Source organism: Komagataeibacter sp. SM21 (assembly GCF_041402665.1).
GTDB classification, from domain to species: domain Bacteria; phylum Pseudomonadota; class Alphaproteobacteria; order Acetobacterales; family Acetobacteraceae; genus Komagataeibacter; species Komagataeibacter saccharivorans.
Genome location: NZ_JBGLOV010000002.1, coordinates 231,834 through 253,609 on the forward strand (window position 1 = coordinate 231,834; position 21,776 = coordinate 253,609).

The window sequence follows — 21,776 nt, forward strand, 5'->3', positions numbered from 1 at the left end:
CCGGCTTACCTTTCGCCGTCGATCAGGCCGAAAGCTGCGCGCGCACGACAGCACTGGCGCGCGACGGATCAAGGGCCGCGCCAAACTGTTCCTTCAGCGCCGCCATGACCTTGCCCATATCCTTCATGGAGGTGGCGTCCGTGCGGCCGATGGCCTCACGCACCGCGGCCTCGATCGTGGCGTCATCCAGATCGGCGGGCAGGTATTCACGGATGATGGCGATTTCCGCCTCTTCCTTTTCCGCCAGTTCGGGGCGGCCACCCTTGATGTACAGCGCCGCCGACTCCGTCCGCGACTTGACCATGCCACGCAGCATGGAAATCACGGCGTCGTCGCTGACCTCGTCATCCCCCTTGGCGCGCCCCGCGATATCGACATCCTTCAGCTTCGCGGTGATCATGCGGATCGTGCCGACCTTTCCGCTCTGGCCTGCCTTCATGGCTGTTTTCAGGTCATCCTTGAAACGTGCGCGCAGGGACATGACTGTCAACTCCTCTGCCCGGCGGAAGGGCGAAATGCCCCCTCTGGCGCCGGGAATAATTTTCCCACCGTCCTGTTGCGGCGATATGTGGGAATTTTCTTCCCAATCGCGCAGGACGCTGTTAGGCAATACTCCCGGAAGGGACATCATCCAATGCCGATGACGATAGAAAGTATTATCGAACGCCTTGGCGGCGCCGAACAGGCGGCAAAGCTGACCGGCGTCAGCACCGAGGCCATTCGCAAATGGCGACAGGCCCGCGCCATACCGCCCAAGCACTGGACAACCGTGCTGCGCGCGACGGGCCTGTCACTGTCCGACCTGCAACCCGATACAGAATCCGACCGACCGGAGCCCCCGATGAGCACGCCAAACCCGCCCGCACCGGCCGACAGGCCCAAAGCCGCGACAGCAGCCCTGATTCTGGCCGATGGCACCGTCCTGTGGGGGCGTGGTTTCGGTGCGCATGGCACGGATGCCGCCATTGGCGAGATCTGCTTTTCCACCGGCATGACCGGCTATCAGGAAACCCTGACCGATCCGTCCTTCGCAGGGCAGATCATCACCTTCACCTTCCCCCATATCGGCAACACCGGCGCCACCGCCGAAGATGATGAAGCCGATGTCGTGCGTGCCCGCGCGCTGGTGGTGAAAGAGGACCTGACCGCCCCGGCCAACTGGCGCGCGACCGAGTCGCTGGATGCGTGGCTCAGGAAACGCGGCATTCCGGGCATCTGCGGTGTCGATACCCGCGCGATCACCCGCCGCATCCGTGAAGGTGGACCGCAGACGGCGGTTGTCGCCTACCCCGCCGACGGAAAGTTCGACCTGCCAGCCCTGCAGGCCCGCGCCCGCCAGTGGCCGGGACTGGAAGGCATGGACCTTGCACGCGAAGTCACCTGCGCCAGCCCCTATGCCTGGAGCGAGGGCGTATGGCACTGGCCCCACGGCACCGATCCCCTGCCCGAAAAGCGCCGCAAGGTGGTGGCGGTCGATTATGGCGCCAAGCGCAACATCCTGCGCTGCCTTGCATCCGCCGGGTGTGACGTGACCGTCGTACCCGCCACCGCCACGGCGGAAGAAATCCTTGCCCTCAACCCCGATGGGGTTTTCCTGTCCAACGGACCGGGTGACCCGGCGGCGACGGCGGCCTATGCGGTTCCGGCCATCCGGGGCGTGCTGGAGGCGGGCAAGCCGCTGTTCGGCATCTGCCTTGGCCACCAGCTTCTGGCCCTGACCCTTGGGGCCAGCACATACAAGCTGGCGCGCGGTCACCGTGGCGCCAACCAGCCGGTCAAGGATCTGGCGACGGGGCGCGTGGAAATCACCAGCCAGAACCACGGTTTCGCAGTGGATGAAAAATCCCTGCCAGCCGATGTGCGGGCCACCCATGTCAGCCTGTTCGACGGATCGAATGAAGGTATCGCCACCAGCCGCTATCCCGCCTTCTCGGTGCAGTATCACCCCGAAGCCAGCCCCGGCCCGTCCGACAGCCATTACCTGTTCCGTCGTTTTGTCGATCTGATCGACACCACAACCAAGACCGCGTGAAAGCCGACCCGACATGCCAAAACGGACAGACATCAGCTCCATCCTGATTATCGGCGCCGGCCCGATCGTTATCGGTCAGGCGTGCGAATTCGACTATTCCGGCGCACAGGCCTGCAAGGCGCTGCGTGAGGAAGGGTACCGCGTCATTCTGGTCAACTCCAATCCCGCCACGATCATGACCGATCCGGGGCTGGCGGATGCGACCTATATCGAACCGATCACCCCGGAATTCGTCGAACGCATCATCCTGCGTGAAAAACCCGACGCCATCCTGCCCACCATGGGCGGCCAGACCGCGCTGAACACGGCGATGGCGCTGGACAAGTCGGGCTTCCTCAAAAAGCACAATGTCGAACTGATCGGCGCCAATGCCGAAGTGATCGACCGTGCCGAGGACCGGCAGAAATTCCGCGAGGCGATGGATGAAATCGGCATCGAAAGCCCGCGCAGCCTGATCGCCCACACGCTGGACGAAGCGCGTTCGGCGCTGGAAAGCGTGGGCCTGCCCGCCGTCATCCGGCCGTCCTTCACCATGGGCGGTTCCGGCGGCGGCATCGCCTACAACAAGGAGGAGTTCGACCGCATCGTCTCCTCCGGTCTCGACGCCTCGCCCACCACGGAAGTCCTGATCGAGGAATCCGTGCTGGGCTGGAAAGAGTACGAGATGGAAGTCGTGCGCGACACGGCGGATAACTGCATCATCATCTGCTCGATCGAAAACATCGACCCGATGGGCGTGCATACCGGCGACTCCATCACCGTAGCCCCTGCCCTGACGCTGACGGACAAGGAATACCAGCGCCTGCGCGATGCGTCGCTTGCCTGCCTGCGCAAGATCGGCGTGGAAACCGGCGGGTCGAACGTGCAGTTCGGCATCAATCCCGTCGATGGCCGCGTGGTGGTGATCGAGATGAACCCGCGCGTGTCGCGTTCGTCCGCCCTTGCATCCAAGGCGACGGGCTTCCCCATCGCCAAGGTCGCAGCCAAGCTTGCGGTCGGCTACACGCTGGATGAACTGACCAACGACATCACCGGCAGCACGCCCGCATCGTTCGAGCCGACGATTGACTACGTCGTGGTCAAGATCCCCCGCTTCACGTTCGAGAAGTTCCCCGGCACCCCTGCCCTGCTGTCCACCAGCATGAAGTCGGTTGGCGAGGCGATGGCCATTGGCCGCTCCTTCCCCGAGGCCCTGCAGAAGGGCCTGCGTTCGATGGAAATCGGGCTGGCGGGTCTGGACCCGGTCGAAGTGCCGGGCGATGGCGGTGCCGATGCATTCCGTGCCGCGCTGTCACAGCCCCGGCCGGAGCGTATCCTGATGACGGCGCAGGCGCTGCGTGCCGGGCTGAGTGTCGAGGACATTCACGACGCCTGCCGCTTCGAGCCGTGGTTCCTGCGCGAAATCGCGAAAATCGTCGCAGCCGAGCATCAGGTGGTGCGCGACGGCCTGCCCGAAGATGCGGACAGCCTGCGCGCGCTCAAGGCGATGGGCTTCTCCGACATCCAGCTTGCCCGCCTGTCCGGCACGCAGGAAACGGAAGTGGCGAAGCTGCGCGAAAGCCGTGGCGTGACCCCGGTCTACAAGCGCATCGACACCTGCGCGGGTGAGTTCGCATCGCCCACGCCGTATATGTATTCCTCCTACGAAGGTGGATACGGCGTGCCGGAATGTGAAAGCCGCCCCACGGACCGCAAGAAGATCGTCATCCTTGGTGGCGGCCCGAACCGGATCGGACAGGGGATCGAATTCGACTACTGCTGCGTCCATGCCGCCTACGCCCTGCGCGAAGCCGGTTTCGAGACCATCATGGTCAACTGCAACCCGGAAACCGTCTCGACCGATTACGATACCTCCGACCGGCTGTATTTCGAGCCGCTGACGGCGGAAGACGTCATCGCCCTGATCCGGCGTGAACAGGAAAACGGCACCGTTCTGGGCTGCATCGTGCAGTATGGCGGCCAGACGCCGCTCAAGCTGTCGCGCGCGCTGGAAGCCGCAGGCATCCCGCTGCTGGGCACGCCCGCGGACGCGATCGACCGTGCGGAAGACCGTGAACGCTTCCAGGCCATGCTGCACAGGCTGGGCCTGCGCCAGCCTGCCAACGGCATCGCGCGCAGCCCGGCGGAAGCCGAAGCGGTGGCCGAGAAGATCGGCTACCCCGTAGTGGTCCGCCCGTCCTACGTTCTGGGCGGGCGCGCGATGGAAATCGTGCATGACCGCGCGAGCCTGCAGCGTTACATGCGCGTGGCGCTACAGCTTGCCGGTGCGGAAGTGGCCAACGGCCCCGTGCTGATCGACCATTACCTGAACGATGCGATCGAGGCGGATGTGGACTGCATCGCCGATGGCAACGAGGTCTACGTCGCGGGCGTCATGGAACATATCGAGGAAGCCGGCATCCATTCCGGTGACAGCGCATGCTCGCTCCCGCCCTATACCCTGTCGCCCGCCATCGTGACCGAACTGAAAAGCCAGACCGAAGCCATGGCCCGCGAGCTTGGCATTGTTGGCCTCATGAACGTTCAGTACGCGATCAAGGGACAGGAAATCTTCGTGCTGGAAGTCAACCCGCGCGCCTCGCGCACCGTGCCGTTCGTGGCCAAGGCCACCGGAGTTCCGGTCGCCAAGATCGGCGCGCGTGTCATGGCGGGTGCGAAGCTGGGTGAATTCCGCCTTGATGACCGTGCCGTCGCCCCGCATGTGGCGGTGAAGGAAGCCGTGTTCCCCTTCAACCGCTTCCCGGACGTGGATACGATCCTTGGCCCGGAAATGCGCTCCACGGGTGAAGTGATGGGCCTCGACGCATCGTTCGAGCGCGCATTCGCCAAGTCACAGCTTGCCGCTGGCGTGAAGCTGCCCCTGTCGGGTGCGGTGTTCCTGTCGGTACGCGACAGTGACAAGGCTGCGGTGAAATCCATCGGCCGCCTGCTGTCGGACATGGGCTTCCGTATCGTGGCGACACGCGGCACGGCAAAGTGCCTGCGTGAAGCGGGCGTAAGCGTGGATGTGGTGAACAAGGTGCTTGAGGGCCGTCCGAACTGTGTGGACGCCATCCGTTCGGGTGATATCCAGATGGTCATCAACACGGCGCAGGGCGCGCAGGCGGTGACCGACAGTTTCGACATCCGCCGTTCCGCGCTGACGCATGGCGTTCCCCACTACACCACCATCGCGGGCGCACGGGCGGCAACGCATGCGATTTCTGCGATGCGTGAGGGGGTTCTTGAAGTCGCGCCCCTTCAATCCTATTTTAAAGGATCATTCTGAGCGTATCGCACCAACGCGGACGTCCTGCCGGTCACCAACAGTGGTCCGGCGGGGTGTCCGCGTGGCCTTGCGTGCGATATGCCCGGTTACGGCAACCAACAGTCAGTTGCGGAAACTGACCTTCACCTCGGGGACAAATCTTGCAGAAATTTCCGATGACAGGCCCCGGCCTGCAACGGCTTGAAGACGAACTGCGCAAGCTCAAGAGTGAAGAACGCCCCGCGATCATACGCGCGATTGCCGAGGCACGCAGCCACGGCGACCTGTCGGAAAACGCGGAATACCACGCCGCGCGTGAACGCCAGTCCTTTACCGAAGGCCGCATTCAGGAACTTGAGGAAATCGTCTCCTCCGCCGAAGTGATCGATCCGGCCAGCCTGTCGGGCGATCAGGTCAAGTTCGGCGCGCGCGTCAAGCTGGTGGATGAGGAAACGGACAAGGAAGTTTCCTACCAGATCGTGGGCGTGTACGAAGCCGACATCAAGCAGGGACTGCTGTCCATTTCCTCGCCGCTGGCCAAATCGCTGATCGGCAAGAGCGTTGGTGACAGCGTGTCCGTTCCCGCCCCCGGTGGCGACCGGACCTATGAAATCCTGGAAGTCATCTACGGCTAGGCGCAAAACCTTGATCACCTTTGAAGATATCCGCGCCGCCGCACAGCGGATCAAGGGGCGCGTGCTGCACACGCCCACCGTCCCGTGCCAGACACTCTCACGGGTTACGGGTGCGGATATCGTCCTCAAGCTCGACAACCTGCAGGCGGTCGGCTCGTTCAAGGAACGCGGGGCCGCCAACAAGCTGGCCCTGCTGACCGAACGCGAACGCGAACGCGGCGTTATTACCGTATCCGCTGGCAATCATGCGCAGGGCGTGGCCCGCCATGCCGCGATGCTGGGCATTGATGCGGTGATTGTCATGCCGCGCTTCACCCCTGTCGCCAAGGTGACGCGCACTGCCGCATGGGGCGCGCGCGTCATTCTGGAAGGCGACAACTTTGCCGAAGCCACGGCACACGCCAACGCCCTGTGCCAGCGTGAAGGCCGCGTTTTCGTCCATCCCTATGACGATCCCGAAGTCATGGCCGGTCAGGGCACGTTCGCGCTGGAACTGCTTGAGGACGCCGGGCCGCTGGACACCTTCGTCTGCCCCATCGGCGGTGGTGGCCTGCTGTCGGGCTGCGCTGTTGCCGCGCGCGCCATGCGCCCGGAGATGGACATCATCGGGGTGCAGGTGGAAAATTTCTCCTCCCTCGCCGGTTTTCCGGGCGATGAGGTCATGCCTTCGGGTGGCGCCACCATTGCCGAGGGCATTGCCGTGCTCCAGATCGGTCGCCAGCCGCTGGAAGTGATCCGCGAACACGTCTCCAACGTGCTGGTCGTACCCGAAAGTGCCATCGAAACCGCGATCACCATGCTGGCCGAAGGGGCAAAGCAGGTCAGTGAAGGGGCCGGGGCCACAGCCCTTGCCGCCGTTCTGACCTATCCCGAACTGTTCCGTGACAGGCGTGTGGCGCTCCCCATCACGGGCGGCAATATCGACAGCCGCATTCTGGCCAATACGCTGCTGCGTTCGCTGCTGCGCGATGGGCGGCTTCTGTGCCTGAAAATGGAAATACCGGACCGTCCCGGCGTGCTGGCCGATATTTCGCGCAAGATCGGCGATGCCGGTGGCAACATCATCGAAGTCTCGCACCAGCGCCTGTTCACCACCCCCAGCGTGCAGGCGGCGGAACTGGAAGTCATGATCGAGGCCCGCGACCCCGAACATGCCCGCATGCTGGAAGCGGAACTGGCCAAGACCTACATCGTGCGCCGCGCCTGACCCCCGGCGGGTTAGGCAGCAACACGGACCACACAGAAAAAACCCGCGAGGTGGCCTGCGCCGCTTCGCGGGTTTTTTTATCCTATTCCGCCTGAGCGCCCATAACCACGCATCTGGTCAAGGATTCCCTTCGGGGACATCCCGGCGGCCCCGGGACGCTTTCATGCGTGCTGCGCGTTCATTTCGTACCGAACAGGCGGTCACCCGCATCGCCCAGACCGGGGCGGATATAGCCATGTTCGTCCAGCCCCCGGTCGATCGCACAGGTGACGATCCGCACATCGGGATGGGCCTTGCGCAGGCAGGCGATCCCTTCGGACGAGGCAAGCAGGCATACGAAAACCATGCGCGTGCAACCCGCCTGCTTCAGCCGGTCGATGGCGGCAACGGCGCTGTGGCCGGTGGCCAGCATGGGGTCCACCACCAGACAGATGCGGTTGCCGACATCATCGGGCAGCTTCAGGTAATATTCGACCGGCTCCAGCGTTTCAGGGTCACGGTACAGACCGACATGACCGATCCGTGCGGAAGGGACCAGATCAAGCAGCCCGTCCAGAATGCCATTGCCCGCGCGCAGGATGGAAATCAGGCACAGTTTCTTGCCCGCAAGGCGCCTGGCCTGCATGGTTTCGAGCGGGGTTTCGATTTCCACCGCTTCAAGCGGCAGGTCACGCATGGCTTCGTAGCCGATCAGCAGGCTGAGTTCGCGCGCCAGATGGCGAAAGGCGCCGGTTGACGTATCGCGCTCACGCATGAGGGTCAGCTTGTGCTGGACCAGCGGGTGGTTGACGACAATCACGTCTTCATCATGCGGGGCGGCAGGCTCGGTCATATTCACTCCTTCAGGATCGTTGGTTTGCGCTATCAGCTTGCGCCATCACGCGGCACGAATGTCAGGGCCAGCCCGTTCATGCAATAGCGCAGGCCGGTCGGCGGTGGCCCATCAGGGAATACATGACCCAGATGGCCATGGCAGTGCGCGCAGTGGACCTCCGTCCTGGTCATGCCATGGCTGGTGTCGGTCGTGGTGCCGACCGCGCCGGGAATGGCATCGAAAAAGGATGGCCATCCGCTGCCGCTCTCATACTTCGTGCCCGAACGGAACAGCGGTGTCCCGCAGCCCGCGCAACGATATTCCCCGGCCCGCTTTTCATTGTTGAGCGGGCTTGAACCGGGGCGTTCGGTGCCGTGTTCACGCAGGATGCGCAACTGTTCGGGTGACAGGCAGCCACACTGCTGCGCATTTGTGTTCGGAGTATCGGACATGGCTGTTTTTTCCTCCAGCAGACGGGCATTTCACGCTGACTGCTTTTAGGGCATGATGCCACATAAAATAAAACAGGGAGATAATACCCCATGAGCGACCATGAAGCAGCAAACAGGGTGCCGCGTCCGGTCATGCTTGCCGTTCTGGACGGCTTTGGCTGGCGCGAGGACCCGTCGAACAACGCGGTAAGTGCCGCGCATACCCCGGCCTTCGACCGGCTGTGGCAGGCGGGACCGCGCGCCTTCCTCAAGACCTGTGGGGAGGATGTCGGCCTGCCGCAAGGGCAGATGGGCAATTCGGAGGTCGGGCACCTCAATATCGGTGCCGGGCGCGTCGTGATGCAGGAACTGCCGCGCATCTCCACCGGACTGGCGGACGGATCGGTCGCACAGGGCGCGGTCATGCAGGATTTCATCGCCGCGCTGAAAGCCAGCGGGGGCACGTGTCACCTGCTTGGCCTCGTCTCCCCCGGCGGGGTGCATGCCCATCAGGACCACGCCGTGGCCCTTGCCCGCATCGTGCGCGCGGCAGGCGTGCCTGTCACCTTCCACATCTTTACCGATGGACGGGATACCGCGCCGCAATCGGGGCATGGTTATGTCAGCCAGCTTCTGTCCCAGCTTCCGGCGGGTGTGCGGGTTGGCACGGTCTCGGGCCGCTATTACGCCATGGACCGCGACCGGCGGTGGGACCGGGTGGAAAAAACCTACAACGCCATCGTCGCCGGTCAGGGCGAGCGGGCGGGCGACGCGCTGGAAGTGCTGGACCGGGCCTATGCCGCAGGCACCACGGATGAGTTCGTGCTGCCTACGGTAATCGGGGAATATGGCGGCATGCGCGACGGGGATGGCGTGCTGAGCTTCAATTTCCGCGCCGACCGTATCCGCCAGTTGCTTGATGCGCTGCTGGAGCCGAATTTCGATGGCTTCAAACGAAGCCGTCTGGTCAACCTTGCCGCCGTTACCGGCATGACGCGCTATAGCGACCGGCTGGCTGAACTGATTACCGTGCTGTTCCCGCCGCAGGAACTGCATGACCTGCTGGGGGATGTGGTCTCGGCCGCCGGACGCAGGCAGATCCGCATGGCGGAAACCGAAAAATATCCCCACGTCACCTACTTCCTCAACGGTGGGCGCGAAGGGGAACTGCCGGGGGAAGACCGGATCATGGTCCCGTCGCCCAAGGTCGCGACCTATGACCTTCAGCCGGAAATGTCGGCGCCCGAACTGACCGACCGCGCGGTGGAAGCCATCGACAGCGGCAAATACGACCTGATCGTGCTCAATTTCGCCAATGCGGACATGGTCGGCCATACCGGCGTGCTGTCCGCTGCCATCAAGGCGGTCGAAGCCGTGGATCAGGGGCTGGGCCGGATCGTGGACGCCATTCACCGCGCAGGTGGCGCGCTGCTGGTCACGGCGGATCATGGCAATGCGGAAACCATGTTTGACCCGCAGACCAATGGCCCGCACACTGCCCATACCCTCAATGTGGTGCCGGTGGTGCTGACGGGTGCGGACGGGGTCAGCCTGCATGATGGCCGTCTGGCCGATATCGCGCCCACGCTGCTGCAGCTCATGGGCCTGCCCCAGCCCGCCGCCATGACCGGCCATTCCCTGATCGACGGGTCCACGCCATCCTGACATCACGCCAGAACCCGCTGTCCCGCTGGCCCGGCCATCTGGCCGGCGGGCTTATGCTTTTATGGGGCACAATAACATACGCATGGTGCGCGCCCGCGCCCCATGCCACTACTGCGACAGGAGCCAGCCACACCCACCATCTGGTGGCTGGCGTGGCCACGAATGACGCCAATGCGCGCAGAATCCGCCAGCAACTGGATGCCGCCCGCACCGCGCATGAAAACCTGCTCGCCCGCGAACAGCAGCAGGCGCATGATCTGGAAGAACGCCGCAAGGTGCAGCAGGCCGCCCGCGAACAGGCCCGTATGGACGCGGAAAAAGCGGCCAGCCTGTCCGCCGCCATGGTGGATGCAAGCGCCCGCCTGCAACATACGGAACAGCAGGCAGCCGATCTGGACAGCCGCATTGCCGACCTGCACACCGAACAGGCGACGCTGCGCCAGCAGCTTGACCGGGAAGTCGCGCGCCTGTCCCCCCTGCTGCCGCTGGCCGAACGGCTGTCCCTTTACCCGGCGGATACGCTGCTGGCCGTGCCCCTGCCCGCCGACCGGGCCGTAACCGGGCTGCTTGTGGTCCATGGCATGATGGCCGACATCGCCCGCCAGACCCGCGCCATTCACGACCGCCGCACCCGCCTGCTCCAGCTTGACAGCGAACTGGCCCAGCAGCAGCAGCAGATGCGCCTTGTGGTCAGCGCGCGCGAAAGCCAGCGCGATACGGTCAATCGTGCGGCGCGGGCGGCACTTGAGGCCCAGCAGCGCTCCAACGCCGCTGCCGCAAGCGCCACGCAGGCGGTGGAGGAAGCAGCCCGCCGGGCATCAAGCGTGCAGGATGCGATTGCCCGCATCGAGGAAACCGAACAGCAGGCGGAAAAGAACCTTGAACAGGCCGCCCGCGCTGCCGAGCGCGCCCATAACATGCAGGAAGCCACCGCCGCCCGCAGGCAGGCGCATGAAATGGCGGCAGGCGCCGGACCCGGCATCACCCCCGCTACCAGCAGTAGCGCGGGCGCGCCCGTGGCAGGCACGGTGCTGACCGCATGGGGCCAGTCGACCGAAACCGGACCGGCGACAGGCGTGACCTACGCCCCCCCGTCGCGCGCGACCGTGCGCGCACCGTGCACCGGACGTATTGATTTTGCCGGCCCGTTCCGCACATACGGACAGATGATAATCCTTGATTGCGGGAAACACTACCGCTTCGTACTGGCGGGACTGGGCGATATCGCGGTCACGGCGGGCCAGCAGGTCAGCCATGGGGCCGCGGTGGGGCAGATGCCCCAATGGAATGGGGGCGGCAGCAGGCCCACCCTGTTCGTGCAGTTGCGCCAGGGGGGTAATACCGTCAATCCGGCTCCATATCTGTGATATGGTGCGAGACGGTTTTGCCCGCATGCAAGTTCGGTATATGCTGCCACCCGTGACGGATGGGCAGGATCAGGTTACAACGCAACGCGAAGAATACATGCAGGCCAGCCGGGACAAGGCGGCGGGCATCCAGGAGACAACGACGCATGAAGTTCCGTAATGGCTTGCTGATCGGTTGCGCCTTTCTTGCAGGGATCGCAGCGGCCCCGCAGATCGCCCACTATTCAGCCAGCAGGTGGGGCAACCTTGCCCCCATGGCCCATGCGGCTGACATTGTCTCCAAGGATGACAACTCTCCGCGTGAAATCGAACAGCTCATGTTCCTGTTCGGTTACGTTCTGGAAAAGGTGAAGGCCAATTATGTCGAACCCGTTTCCACCCGCGACCTGATCACCAACGCGCTGAACGGCATGCTGAGCGGACTGGACCCGCACAGCTCCTACATGACGGAAAAGCAGTTCTCCGACCTGCAGGTCCAGACCAAGGGCACCTTTGGCGGGCTGGGACTGGAAGTTCAGGGTGAGGACGGGCATGTCCGCGTGGTCTCCCCCATTGACGATACCCCCGCCGCGCGCGCGGGCATCAAGCCCGGCGATTTCATTGTCGCCATCGACGGCAAGAATATCGACGGCCAGCCGCTGGATCAGGTGGTCACCCGCATGCGCGGCAAGCCCGATACCCGCATCACGCTGACGCTGATCCGCGAAAAGGCGCCCAAGCCCCTTATCCTGACCCTGACGCGCGCGGTCATTCCGCTGCTGGTCATCAAATCCTCGCTGTATGACACGATCGGCTATATCCGAATCGCGCAGTTCAATGAGGAAACGCAGTCCGGCCTGCTCGCGGCCTACAAGAAGCTGCAGGCCCAGACCCATAACAAGATGGCAGGGCTTATCATCGACCTGCGTTCCGATCCGGGCGGGCTGCTGACGCAGGCCATTGATGTGGGTTCGGACTTCATCCGCAATGGCGAGATCGTGTCCACCCGCGCCCGCCACCCGCAGGACAGCCAGCGCTGGGATGCGCATAATACCGACATTACCAACGGCCTGCCGATCGTGGTTCTGATCAATGGCGGTTCCGCCTCCGCCAGCGAGATCGTGGCCGGTGCGCTTCAGGATCACCAGCGCGCCGTGCTGCTGGGTGAAAAGACCTTTGGCAAGGGATCGGTGCAGACCATCCTGCCCATTCCGGGCGAAGGGGCGATCCGCCTGACCACGGCGCGCTACTACACGCCGTCAGGCCGTTCGATTCAGGGTCTGGGGATCATACCCGACATTACCGTGCGTGAAGCACATGATGATGCGGGCTACAGCATCCATGAAGCGGATCTGGCGCATATCATCAAGAACCGCGGCGGCAATACGGCGCAGCCCCCTTCGCGCACCGACCTGCCCGCCATCGCCAGGACCATCCCCGCCCAGCCCCCGGCGAACTGGCCGGAATTCGACCCGCTGAAGCCCACGACGGACTTCCAGTTGCAGGAAGGGCTGAAGGTCGTACGGTCCATGGCGGGCCTGCCGGTTGCTGCCGATGCGCCGGTGCATGACGACAAATCCCACAATAATGACAAATCCCAGCCGACACCGCCTGCCACCACATCGGCACCGGCAGGCGGGGAACCGAAGGCCCCCGTGCCGACGACGACACCTTCACCCACATCCACCCCGGCGGAAAAGCAGGCACCTGCCACGGCTCCATCGACACCGGCAGCGCCTGCGGCACCCGCTGCGCCTGCCACACCTGCCCATCCCTGATCGTGCCGGAAGCCTGACCCCATGACCGATCCCGCCACCCTGCCCTACCGCCCGAATGTGGGCGCGCTTGTATTCAACCGACAGGGCATGGTGCTGGCCGCGCGCCGGACGGACATGCCCGGCGCGGGTGGCCCGCCTGATGAAGGCGTATGGCAGTGCCCGCAGGGCGGCATTGATGAAGGTGAAGCGCCCGAAACCGCCGTACTGCGTGAAGTGCGCGAAGAAATCGGGACCAGCGCCGTGCAGGTCATCGGCACTTACCCCGAATGGCTCAGTTACGACCTGCCCGCGCACCTGATCGGTCGGGCGCTGGGCGGCCGTTACCGTGGACAGACCCAGCGCTGGTTCGCCCTGCGCTTTACCGGACAGGATGCGGATATCAGGCTGGATACGCACCTGCCTGCGGAATTCGACCTGTGGAAATGGGTCAGGCTGGAGCAGCTTCCCCATCTCAATGTCGGCATCAAAAAAGAAATCTATACCAAACTGGCGGATTATTTCGCCCGCTACGCCGTCGCGGCCTGAGACATAAGACCACCGTGCACAAGCGCGGTCATGACCTTGCCGCGCAGTAGCGGGGCAAGCGGCAGGGTCATCATATCATCGACCGTAACCCAGCGCAGTTCCGCAATCTCGGCAGCGGCTACGGGCGCGCCGTCCAGAAGGGCAAGCCATATGCGTGCCTGAACGATATGACCGGGTTCATTGGCCGCCGTATCAGAAAAATCACCTGTCAGTTCCCTGCCCGGTGTCAGGCCACATCCCAGTTCTTCTCGTATTTCACGCTGTAACGCCTGTTGCGAGCTTTCACCCGCATCGGGCTTGCCGCCGGGCAGCATGAAGGCGGTCGTGCCCTGCTTGCGTACGACCAGCAACCGTTCGCGCACGATGACCGCCGCACATACAACCCGGATAATCCCCGCCATACACCTAAGCCCTTATTACTTGTCGCCCCCCTTGAGTGGCGCCATGAGGAAACAGAACGGCACGACCAGCATTGCGCCGATGCCCAGAATCATGAACACCTCATTATAGGCCAGAATGGCGACCTGTCTCTGGAACTCCTTATACAACCGCCCCATCGCCACATTATTGATGGCGCTCTGCGCATAACCACGGGCAAGGGCCACTGCCCGGCTCTGTGCCAGGTATTCATTGAATGGCTGGTGGTAGGGCGTCATCCAGTGGACCATCTGGTTCTGGTGGGCCTGCCGCAGTTCCGTCACCAATGCGGTGGCCCCGGAAATGCTCAGCGACCCCAGAACGTTACGTGACATGCTGAACAGGGCCGATCCATCGGCGTTCAGTTCGCGTGGCAGGGTGGCATAGGTGATGGTCGAAATCGGCACGAACAGGAAGGCCAGCGTGGCCGTCTGGCTCATGCGGAACATGACCAGATGCCGGAAATCCAGTGATGGCACCAGTTGCGCCGACCACAGCATTGATGCGCCCATAAGGAAGAAGCCACAGGCGATGATGTAGCGAAGCTGGACGTGCTTCATCGCAATACCGACCATCGGGATCAGGATGATGACCGCCACACCGCCCGGTGAAAGGATCAGCCCCGACAGGGTGGCCGTATACCCCATGATCTGCTGGGAAAACTGCGGCACGATAATGGCCGAGGAATAGAGCAGCGCCCCAACCGCCCCCATGAGACCGGTCCCCACGGCGAAATTCCTGTCCTTGAACACCCGCAGGTCCACAGCCGGATGCTTGACCCGCAGCAGCCACACGATCGCACCGCCGATACCCAGCACGGCGAGGATGCTCATGATCACGATGATGCGCGAGCCGAACCAGTCCTCATCCTCACCCCGGTCAACCGCCACTTCCAGACAGCCGAAGCCAATGGTGATCAGGCCGATCCCCACGAAATCGAGCGGCGCGCTCTGCTTGCGGGCCCATGGCGGGTCATCAATCATGATCGAGACCGCAATGGTGGCAAGGATGCCCACCGGCACGTTGATGAAAAACACCCACCGCCACGAATAGTTATCGGTGATCCACCCGCCAAGGGACGGGCCGAGGACCGGGGCCACCACTGTAGCAATGGCGGTCAGCCCGAAGGCCGCCGCACGCTTGTTGGGCGGGAAGGTGTCCAGAATGATGGACTGCTGGTTGGGTTGCAGTCCGCCGCCGAAAAAGCCCTGCATCAGACGGAACAGGATCAGTTCGGGCAGGCTGGTCGCGATGCCGCACAGGAAGGACGACAGCGAGAACATGGCGATACAGATAAGGAAATAGCGCTTGCGCCCGAGCAGCTTGCCCAGCCAGCCCGAGATGGTCAGTACGATCCCGTTCGCCACCAGATAGGAGGTCAGCGTCCACGTCGCATCATCATAGGTTGATGACAGGCTGCCCGCGATATGCGGCAGGGCCACGTTGACGATGGTGGTGTCGAGAATCTCCATGAAGGCGGCGACGGTCACCACCACGGCGATCAGCCATGGGTTGTGCTTCGGCTTCCAGCCCCCGCCATCCGCCGCGCCAGCGGGGCCTGCCGCCTGCGCGCTCATTCCGTGTGGACCGTCGGCTCGACCGACAGGCCAAGCGACAGCGGCACGTCCTGGCGCAGTCCTTCGTCAATCAGGATCTTGACCGGCACGCGCTGGACAATCTTCACGTAGTTGCCCGTCGCATTCTCCGGCGGGAAGGCGCTGAAGGTGGCACCCGTGCCGAGTTGGAGCGAATCCACATGTCCGCGCAGCTTCAGAAAGGGATAGGCGTCAACGGCAATATCCACCTTCTGGCCCGGACGCATGCGGGTAAGCTGCGTTTCCTTGTAGTTGGCCACGACCCACACCTCCGGCTCGACCACGGACATGACCGTCTGGCCCGCGTTGACATAGGTGCCGCGTTCGATATTGCGCTGCGAGATCCAGCCATCATGCGGCGCGCGGATGGTGGTCCATTCCACGTTCAGTTCCGCTTCGCGCAGTTTGGCCTCGGCCTGCGCAAGCTGGGCTTCCTGCTCGGTCACGCGGGCTTCGGTGCTGGAAATATTGGGAATGACAGGCAGCGCGGTTTCAAGGTTGCCCTGCGCTTCAAGCACCTGCGCCTTCGCCGCATTCAGGGCGGCGGTGGCGTAGTCGATATTCTGCTGCGATGTCGCCTCACGCGTGACACCATGCTGGCGGCGGTAATCGGTTTCCGCGCGGAACTGCTGCGCCTGCGCGGCGGCAAGCTGGCCCTGCGCCACCATCAGGTGGCCGGGGAAATTCTTTTTCGCCACTTCCGACAGCAGGCTGTAGTTGCGGACCTGCGCACGCGCGATATCCACCGCAGCCTGAGCCTGATCGCGCTGGGCGCGCCAGTTACGGTCATCGATACGGGCCAGCACGTCGCCCTGATGAACATACTGGTTATCGTTCACTGCCAGTTCGGTCACATAGCCGGAAACATGCGGGGCCACCGCCACGGCGCGACCGGCAGTAAAGGCGTCGTCCGTTTCCACCTCATGACGATGCAGGAACCAGTAGAGACCACCCAGAAGCAGCACCACCACCACAACGCCAATCAGGATCAGCTTGCGGCGCGATGATCCCTCTTTCGTCTGATTATCCCCGTCATCCTGTGCGACGACATGTCCGTCTTCAGCTGCCTTGCCTTCGTCCGCGGCCATCTGGTTCCCTCATCACTTTGATTGCAGCCCCTGATCCTGTCATTCCACGCATTGACCGAACGGGTCGGTCAATCCATGACACGAAGCTTGCCGCACTTCAACCGCCATCACCGCTCCGGATGCATATTCCACCACGTCGGATCGATGTTTTCGCGGCTACCTGCCCCCGGCTACGGACATTTCAGTCCGCCAGAATCCGGGTTGGGGGACAGCCCCTAAAGGGTGAAAGCCTGATTGCGCACCATGCGCGCATACAGTCCGTCATGCTGGATCAGGGCATCATGCGTACCGCATTCCACCGCCCTGCCCGCCGCCATCACCACCACAAGGTCGGCAGACCGGACGGTGGACAGCCGATGCGCGACGACGATGGTTGTCCGCCCATGGCGCAGGTGGGCAAGGGCCTGCTGGACAATGGCCTCGCTCTCGCTGTCCAGCGCGCTGGTGGCTTCATCAAGCAGCAGCACGCGGGGATTGCGCAGCAGGGCGCGTGCAAGTGCCACACGCTGCCGCTGGCCACCGGACAGGCGCTGCCCCCCCGGACCGACCCGCGTATGGTAGCCCTGCGGCAGGGCCTGAATGAATTCATCTGCCGCCGCCGCACGCGCGGCGTCGCGCACCTGCGCATCCGTCGCCTGCGGGTTGCCCATGCGGATGTTGTCCACGACCGGCAGGTCAAACAGCAGCGTATCCTGACTGACATAGGCAATCGCATCGCGCAGTTCAGGCAGGATCAGGTGCCGCAGATCAACGCCATCAAGCGTGATGCGACCGCCCGATACGTCATGCAGGCGCGGGATCAGGGACAGCGCCGTCGACTTGCCCGCGCCCGATGGCCCGACCAGCGCCACGGTCAGACCCGGCCGGGCGATGAAATCCAGTCCGTCCAGCCCCATGCGCCCATCAGGATACTGAAAGGAAACCTGCTCGAAACACAGTTCGCCATGGCCTGCAGGCAGCCCGACCGCATCGGGTGCCTGCGCCACTGCCACGGGTTCGTCAATCACGTCAAAGACCCGTTGCAGGCCGCCAAGCCCTTCCTGCAGGGCGATGTTGAGGGTGCCCAGCGCACGCAGCGGACGGGCAGCCAGAAGCAGGGCCGCGACAAAACCGGAAAAATCGCCAAGCGTCGCGCCGCCCTGCGTCGCCCGCCAGCCCGCGAAGCCCAGAACGGCGGCCACGGCGATACCGCCCAGTACCTCCAGCATCGGATCAACACGGGCGCGTCCCCGCGCAATGCGCAGCAGACGGTCATGCAGCACGTCCAGAACGTTATCCGCACGCGCCTGCTCGGCCTGTTCCAGACGATAGACACGGATGGTGCGCGACTGGTTGAAGCTTTCCGCCAGCATGGCGCTGGTCTCGCCTATCTGCTCATGCACCCCGCCGGATTCCCGTCGCAGCCGTTTGCCCAGCTTACGCACCGGCATGGCGGCGATCGGATACAGCACGGCGGCGATCAGGCTCAGTTCCCAGTCCATATACAGCATGGAGGCAATCAGCCCCACCACCGTAACACCGTCGCCCAGGGCGTTGGTGGCACGGATCATCGCCTCCCGAATCGAGACGGCATCGGTGGTGAACCGCGCGGCGATCTGGGCCGGAGCCTCGGTTTCGATACGGGAAATATCGGCATGGACCAGATGGTGGAACATCCGCCCCTGCAGGCCACGAATGACGATCAGCACCAGCGACTGCACCGCGATGGACTGCCCGTACTGGGAGATGGCCTTCGCCACCGTAATCACCACGACCAGAAGCGGCACCTGATAAAGTATGCGCGGATCATGGGCTGCGAACATGTCCAGCGCGCGCTGGATCACCAGCGGATAAAGCGCGCTGAATATGGCCATGAGCGCAGTCATGACCATAACCCCCAGTATGCGCAGCTTGTGACCGGCCAGTTCATCGCGCCACAGCCGCCGCATGAGGCGACGCGACGGCACCGTATCGGCCTGCGGGGCCTGTCGGTCTGGTCCGGGCGTTGGAATTACGTTCATTCGTCGGCCTATAACGGCAAGCCTGTGCAAAACAAAGTGCCGCGACATACGGTTACAAATTATGTCCGACCTGCCGCAGGACGTCATGCATATGCCGCAGGCAGGCGGCATGATCCGCAACGCACCCGTTATCCAGCCACCACTGGCGCATTTCCGCCAGCGCCCGCCCCACCCCCACGCCGGGCGCGCAGCCTGCCGCCACCAGATCACGTCCGGTCAGGGGAAAGGCCGGACGTGGCATTTTTTCCAGCCGGTGGCGCAGCGCATCCCACTGCATGTCGGGCTGCCCGATCCGGTCGGCCTGACACAGCCATGTGCGCCACAGCAGGTCACGCAGGGCATGGTCGGCCAGTAGGCGGGCAAGCGTGCCCGCATCCATGCCGGGCAGCGGCACGGCATCCCCGCGTGTCTGCGCCAGCGCCGTCCCATCGGCACGCGACAGTTTCAGCCGCCGGGCCACGGCGCGCACATCGCCTGCTACAAGGGCCGCAAGACGCAGCACCGCATCCGCTGGCGCGCCACAGGCCAGCAGCCTGCCCACGCGCACCATGTCGCAACCTTCTGGCAGGACATGGTCCAGCACACCGCTGGCCTGCATCTGTTCCAGCGTTTCCATGACATTGGGGCCGACAAGGATACGCCGCAGTTCCGACCAGACGCGCTCGACCGAAAGACGGTCGATCAGGGCAGCCAGATCGGTGATGGCCGCCATGGCCGCCGCATCCGGCCTGCCCCGGCCATAACGGGCCTGAAAGCGGAAAAAGCGCAGGATACGCAGGGCGTCCTCGGTAATGCGCTGGCGGGCGTCGCCTACAAACCGCACACATCCCGCCACAAGGTCGGCCTGACCATTGAAAGCGTCATGCACCACGCCTGCCCGGTCGCATGACATGGCGTTGATGGTGAAATCGCGTCGTGCCGCGTCCTCGCGCCAGTCATGGGTCCATGCAACGGTGGCGTGGCGACCGTCGGTTTCCTCATCGCGGCGCAGGGTCGTGATCTCGAACGGACGGCCATCCAGAACCGCCGTCACCGTTCCGTGGGCAAGGCCCGTCGGCACCACCTTGATCCCGGCATGGCCAAGGCGTTCCATCACGTCCCCCGGCGTGTGGGGGGAAGCCAGATCCATGTCCGTCACCGTCCGCCCGCACAGAAGATCGCGCACAGCCCCACCCACCAGCCGCGCATCGGGCACGATGGCCCATAGCGTATCCAGTTGCCGCGCCACATCGGGCATGTCACGCCGCAGGCGGGCAAGCGGGCTATCTACCGTCATGAACAGCCTTCAGCCGGCATGGCCGACAGGGGGAAGAAGACATTCTGGCTCCACACCCCCAGACAGGGCACGCCCCGGTGATGTCCTGCCACCGCCAGCGCCGCCAGTTCGTAATAGACGGGACGGGCGATGCGGGCTTCGACAGGCAATGCCCCGTCCCCGTCACGCACATGGATGTAGGGTACCGGCCCGGTGCCGCAGCTTTCGCACGGCACGTCCCAGTCGCAGCGAATCGGATGTGACGGCCCGGCACAGATCACCTGATCGACATTGGTGCGAAACGACAGCACCTGCCCACGCCCGCAGCCATGCCATTCCAGTTCGGTTGCGACGAAGGGTGCGTCCTCCACCTCTATCGTGCCCTGTTCCACCGGTGTCTGTAACCGGTAGCCGCCCTGCGCATCGCGGCGCAGGGTGGATGCGAACAGGCACACCATCGGTTTGCGGCGGATCGGGCTGCCCCGGTACAGCCATGTCCCGTCCCGCTGGATCAGAAAAGGCAGCGCGCCACATGTGGTCGCCGACTGCAGGTTTGGATGCGGCTGGATCTCTCCAGCCTCGAAATCGTCCATCAATTGCGTTAACCCGACACTATGGAAGCTGCTTGACTTGATATAGGGATCAACACCGGCTTGATGAAACCCCCGGACCTGTCAGACTGTTGGAATGATGACCATGGATGATAATTCGCCCCTCCATGCAGCGCCGCAGGCGGGCATGACATTTTCCACTGCCCTGACCGGCGAACAGATCGCCGCGCAGGCCGAAGCCATGGCCGGCCGCCTCAAGCAGGCGCGTACGGAACTGGGCCGTGTCATCCTTGGTCAGGACCGGGTGATCGAGCTTGTGCTGACCAGCATCCTTGCGGGTGGCCATGCGCTGCTGGTCGGTGCGCCGGGACTGGGCAAGACGCTGCTGGTTACGACGCTGGGCCGTGTGATGGGCATGGATGCGCGACGCGTGCAGTTCACGCCCGACCTCATGCCGTCAGATATTCTGGGCAGCGAAATCCTTGATGAGGATGAAAGTGGCCGCCGCAGCTTCCGTTTCGTGGCGGGGCCGGTGTTCTGCCAGTTGCTCATGGCCGATGAAATCAACCGCGCCAGCCCCCGCACCCAGTCCGCCCTGCTGCAGGCGATGCAGGAGCGCGAGGTCGCGATCGCCGGGACCAACCACCTGCTGCCGCGCCCCTTCCATGTGCTGGCGACCCAGAACCCGATCGAGCAGGAAGGCACCTACCCCCTGCCCGAAGCCCAGCTTGACCGTTTCATGATGCAGGTCACGCTCGATTTCCCGGACATTCAGGCCGAACGCGCCATGCTGCTGGCCACCACGGGCACCACCACCGCCACCGCCAGTCCGGTGCTGGGTGCAGCCGACGTGCTGCACGCGCAGGGGCTGGTCCGCGCCCTGCCGGTGGGCGAACAGGTCGTGGATGCGATCGTGCGCCTTGTCCGCTCCGCCCGCCCCGAAACCACCGATGATCCCGTGATACGCGAAGCCGTGGCATGGGGTCCCGGCCCCCGCGCCGCACAGGCCCTGATGCTGGCCACCCGTGCGCGCGCCCTGCTGGACGGGCGGCTTTCCCCCACCATTGCGGATGTGGCGGCGCTGGCGCATCCCATCCTTGTCCACCGCATGGCCCTGTCCTTTACCGCGCGGGCGGAAAATACCAGCCTGTCGGGACTGGTCGATACGCTGGTCGGGCGGATCGGCTGAC

The 21,776-nt window shown here is 64.0% G+C and carries 19 protein-coding genes; 10 read left to right on the forward strand and 9 right to left on the reverse strand.

Features of this window, described 5'->3' with window-relative positions; all coding sequences use genetic code 11:
* Positions 1 to 22: 22 nt before the first annotated feature.
* On the reverse strand, positions 23 to 481 hold the full coding sequence (locus tag ACBR42_RS03085; protein ID WP_102323214.1) for a GatB/YqeY domain-containing protein: 459 nt from the start codon (positions 479 to 481) through the stop codon (positions 23 to 25).
* 153 nt (positions 482 to 634) lie between these two features.
* Here ACBR42_RS03085 and carA point away from each other — a divergent pair, with 153 nt between their 5' ends.
* The 4 genes from carA (at position 635) to ACBR42_RS03105 (ending at position 7,121) form a co-directional block, all read left to right on the forward strand.
* Complete coding sequence (carA, locus tag ACBR42_RS03090) at positions 635 to 2,032, forward strand: glutamine-hydrolyzing carbamoyl-phosphate synthase small subunit (RefSeq protein WP_371207254.1); 1,398 nt, start codon at positions 635 to 637, stop codon at positions 2,030 to 2,032.
* A gap of 13 nt (positions 2,033 to 2,045) precedes the next feature.
* Positions 2,046 to 5,300 carry a carbamoyl-phosphate synthase large subunit gene (carB, locus tag ACBR42_RS03095; RefSeq protein WP_371207255.1) on the forward strand — a complete coding sequence of 1,085 codons (3,255 nt, stop codon included), beginning with the start codon at positions 2,046 to 2,048 and terminating at the stop codon, positions 5,298 to 5,300.
* 140 nt (positions 5,301 to 5,440) lie between these two features.
* On the forward strand, positions 5,441 to 5,914 hold the full coding sequence (gene greA, locus ACBR42_RS03100) for a transcription elongation factor GreA (RefSeq protein WP_102323211.1): 474 nt from the start codon (positions 5,441 to 5,443) through the stop codon (positions 5,912 to 5,914).
* 10 nt (positions 5,915 to 5,924) lie between these two features.
* Positions 5,925 to 7,121, forward strand: a complete 1,197-nt coding sequence (locus tag ACBR42_RS03105) for a threonine ammonia-lyase (RefSeq protein WP_102323210.1) — start codon at positions 5,925 to 5,927, stop codon at positions 7,119 to 7,121.
* A 178-nt stretch (positions 7,122 to 7,299) separates the two neighbouring features.
* On the opposite strand, the gene upp is transcribed toward ACBR42_RS03105, so the two are convergent.
* Together upp and msrB are read right to left on the reverse strand one after the other, a co-directional pair.
* Positions 7,300 to 7,953 carry a uracil phosphoribosyltransferase gene (gene upp, locus ACBR42_RS03110; RefSeq protein ID WP_102323209.1) on the reverse strand — a complete coding sequence of 218 codons (654 nt, stop codon included), beginning with the start codon at positions 7,951 to 7,953 and terminating at the stop codon, positions 7,300 to 7,302.
* A 32-nt stretch (positions 7,954 to 7,985) separates the two neighbouring features.
* Positions 7,986 to 8,387, reverse strand: a complete 402-nt coding sequence (gene msrB / locus ACBR42_RS03115) for a peptide-methionine (R)-S-oxide reductase MsrB (RefSeq protein WP_102323208.1) — start codon at positions 8,385 to 8,387, stop codon at positions 7,986 to 7,988.
* Between the two features lie 90 nt (positions 8,388 to 8,477).
* On the opposite strand from msrB, the gene gpmI reads away from it, so the two are divergent.
* Genes gpmI through ACBR42_RS03140 form a run of 5 tightly spaced genes read left to right on the forward strand, consistent with a single transcriptional unit; the run spans position 8,478 to position 13,680 of the window.
* Positions 8,478 to 10,031 carry a 2,3-bisphosphoglycerate-independent phosphoglycerate mutase gene (gene gpmI, locus ACBR42_RS03120; RefSeq protein WP_110546513.1) on the forward strand — a complete coding sequence of 518 codons (1,554 nt, stop codon included), beginning with the start codon at positions 8,478 to 8,480 and terminating at the stop codon, positions 10,029 to 10,031.
* 53 nt (positions 10,032 to 10,084) lie between these two features.
* Positions 10,085 to 11,398, forward strand: a complete 1,314-nt coding sequence (locus ACBR42_RS03125) for a murein hydrolase activator EnvC (RefSeq protein ID WP_371207256.1) — start codon at positions 10,085 to 10,087, stop codon at positions 11,396 to 11,398.
* Positions 11,399 to 11,423: 25 nt separating this feature from the next.
* Positions 11,424 to 11,558 (forward strand): hypothetical protein, encoded by a 135-nt coding sequence (locus ACBR42_RS03130; RefSeq protein ID WP_371207257.1) that lies wholly within the window; start codon positions 11,424 to 11,426, stop codon positions 11,556 to 11,558.
* Positions 11,545 to 13,155 carry a S41 family peptidase gene (locus ACBR42_RS03135; RefSeq protein ID WP_102323205.1) on the forward strand — a complete coding sequence of 537 codons (1,611 nt, stop codon included), beginning with the start codon at positions 11,545 to 11,547 and terminating at the stop codon, positions 13,153 to 13,155. The genes ACBR42_RS03130 and ACBR42_RS03135 overlap by 14 nt, the downstream gene beginning before the upstream one ends.
* A 21-nt stretch (positions 13,156 to 13,176) precedes the next feature.
* Complete coding sequence (locus tag ACBR42_RS03140; RefSeq protein WP_371207258.1) at positions 13,177 to 13,680, forward strand: RNA pyrophosphohydrolase; 504 nt, start codon at positions 13,177 to 13,179, stop codon at positions 13,678 to 13,680.
* On the opposite strand, the gene ACBR42_RS03145 is transcribed toward ACBR42_RS03140, so the two are convergent.
* From ACBR42_RS03145 to ACBR42_RS03170, 6 genes are all read right to left on the reverse strand, one after another.
* Positions 13,662 to 14,081 carry an NUDIX domain-containing protein gene (locus ACBR42_RS03145; RefSeq protein ID WP_371207259.1) on the reverse strand — a complete coding sequence of 140 codons (420 nt, stop codon included), beginning with the start codon at positions 14,079 to 14,081 and terminating at the stop codon, positions 13,662 to 13,664. The genes ACBR42_RS03140 and ACBR42_RS03145 overlap by 19 nt on opposite strands.
* Positions 14,082 to 14,096: 15 nt before the next feature.
* The gene (locus tag ACBR42_RS03150) at positions 14,097 to 15,674 is read right to left on the reverse strand and encodes a DHA2 family efflux MFS transporter permease subunit (RefSeq protein WP_102323202.1); all 1,578 of its coding nucleotides are present in this window, start codon (positions 15,672 to 15,674) and stop codon (positions 14,097 to 14,099) included.
* Positions 15,671 to 16,780 carry an HlyD family secretion protein gene (locus ACBR42_RS03155; protein WP_102323201.1) on the reverse strand — a complete coding sequence of 370 codons (1,110 nt, stop codon included), beginning with the start codon at positions 16,778 to 16,780 and terminating at the stop codon, positions 15,671 to 15,673. Before ACBR42_RS03155 ends, ACBR42_RS03150 begins: the two co-directional genes overlap by 4 nt.
* Positions 16,781 to 16,995: 215 nt before the next feature.
* Positions 16,996 to 18,780, reverse strand: a complete 1,785-nt coding sequence (locus ACBR42_RS03160; protein WP_102323200.1) for an ABC transporter ATP-binding protein — start codon at positions 18,778 to 18,780, stop codon at positions 16,996 to 16,998.
* Positions 18,781 to 18,832: 52 nt separating this feature from the next.
* Positions 18,833 to 20,056, reverse strand: a complete 1,224-nt coding sequence (locus ACBR42_RS03165) for a CCA tRNA nucleotidyltransferase (protein ID WP_371207260.1) — start codon at positions 20,054 to 20,056, stop codon at positions 18,833 to 18,835.
* Positions 20,053 to 20,628: a DUF1285 domain-containing protein gene (locus ACBR42_RS03170; protein ID WP_102323198.1), complete on the reverse strand. Its 576-nt coding sequence runs from the start codon at positions 20,626 to 20,628 to the stop codon at positions 20,053 to 20,055. The genes ACBR42_RS03165 and ACBR42_RS03170 overlap by 4 nt, the downstream gene beginning before the upstream one ends.
* A 94-nt stretch (positions 20,629 to 20,722) precedes the next feature.
* Here ACBR42_RS03170 and ACBR42_RS03175 point away from each other — a divergent pair, with 94 nt between their 5' ends.
* Entirely contained in the window at positions 20,723 to 21,775 is a 1,053-nt protein-coding gene (locus ACBR42_RS03175; RefSeq protein WP_110546533.1) for a MoxR family ATPase, read from the forward strand.
* Position 21,776 lies beyond the last annotated feature (1 nt).

Coding starts and splice junctions, on each gene's coding strand:
- carB (WP_371207255.1), top strand. CDS start 2,046: ATGCCAAAACGGACAGACATCAGCTCCATCCTGATTATCGGCGCCGGC.
- ACBR42_RS03145 (WP_371207259.1), bottom strand. CDS start 14,081: ATGGCGGGGATTATCCGGGTTGTATGTGCGGCGGTCATCGTGCGCGAA.
- carA (WP_371207254.1), top strand. CDS start 635: ATGCCGATGACGATAGAAAGTATTATCGAACGCCTTGGCGGCGCCGAA.
- ACBR42_RS03175 (WP_110546533.1), top strand. CDS start 20,723: ATGATGACCATGGATGATAATTCGCCCCTCCATGCAGCGCCGCAGGCG.
- upp (WP_102323209.1), bottom strand. CDS start 7,953: ATGACCGAGCCTGCCGCCCCGCATGATGAAGACGTGATTGTCGTCAAC.
- ACBR42_RS03130 (WP_371207257.1), top strand. CDS start 11,424: ATGCAAGTTCGGTATATGCTGCCACCCGTGACGGATGGGCAGGATCAG.
- ACBR42_RS03135 (WP_102323205.1), top strand. CDS start 11,545: ATGAAGTTCCGTAATGGCTTGCTGATCGGTTGCGCCTTTCTTGCAGGG.
- ACBR42_RS03165 (WP_371207260.1), bottom strand. CDS start 20,056: ATGACGGTAGATAGCCCGCTTGCCCGCCTGCGGCGTGACATGCCCGAT.
- gpmI (WP_110546513.1), top strand. CDS start 8,478: ATGAGCGACCATGAAGCAGCAAACAGGGTGCCGCGTCCGGTCATGCTT.
- msrB (WP_102323208.1), bottom strand. CDS start 8,387: ATGTCCGATACTCCGAACACAAATGCGCAGCAGTGTGGCTGCCTGTCA.
- ACBR42_RS03125 (WP_371207256.1), top strand. CDS start 10,085: ATGCTTTTATGGGGCACAATAACATACGCATGGTGCGCGCCCGCGCCC.
- ACBR42_RS03155 (WP_102323201.1), bottom strand. CDS start 16,780: ATGGCCGCGGACGAAGGCAAGGCAGCTGAAGACGGACATGTCGTCGCA.
- ACBR42_RS03160 (WP_102323200.1), bottom strand. CDS start 18,780: ATGAACGTAATTCCAACGCCCGGACCAGACCGACAGGCCCCGCAGGCC.
- ACBR42_RS03140 (WP_371207258.1), top strand. CDS start 13,177: ATGACCGATCCCGCCACCCTGCCCTACCGCCCGAATGTGGGCGCGCTT.
- ACBR42_RS03150 (WP_102323202.1), bottom strand. CDS start 15,674: ATGAGCGCGCAGGCGGCAGGCCCCGCTGGCGCGGCGGATGGCGGGGGC.
- ACBR42_RS03085 (WP_102323214.1), bottom strand. CDS start 481: ATGTCCCTGCGCGCACGTTTCAAGGATGACCTGAAAACAGCCATGAAG.
- ACBR42_RS03170 (WP_102323198.1), bottom strand. CDS start 20,628: ATGGACGATTTCGAGGCTGGAGAGATCCAGCCGCATCCAAACCTGCAG.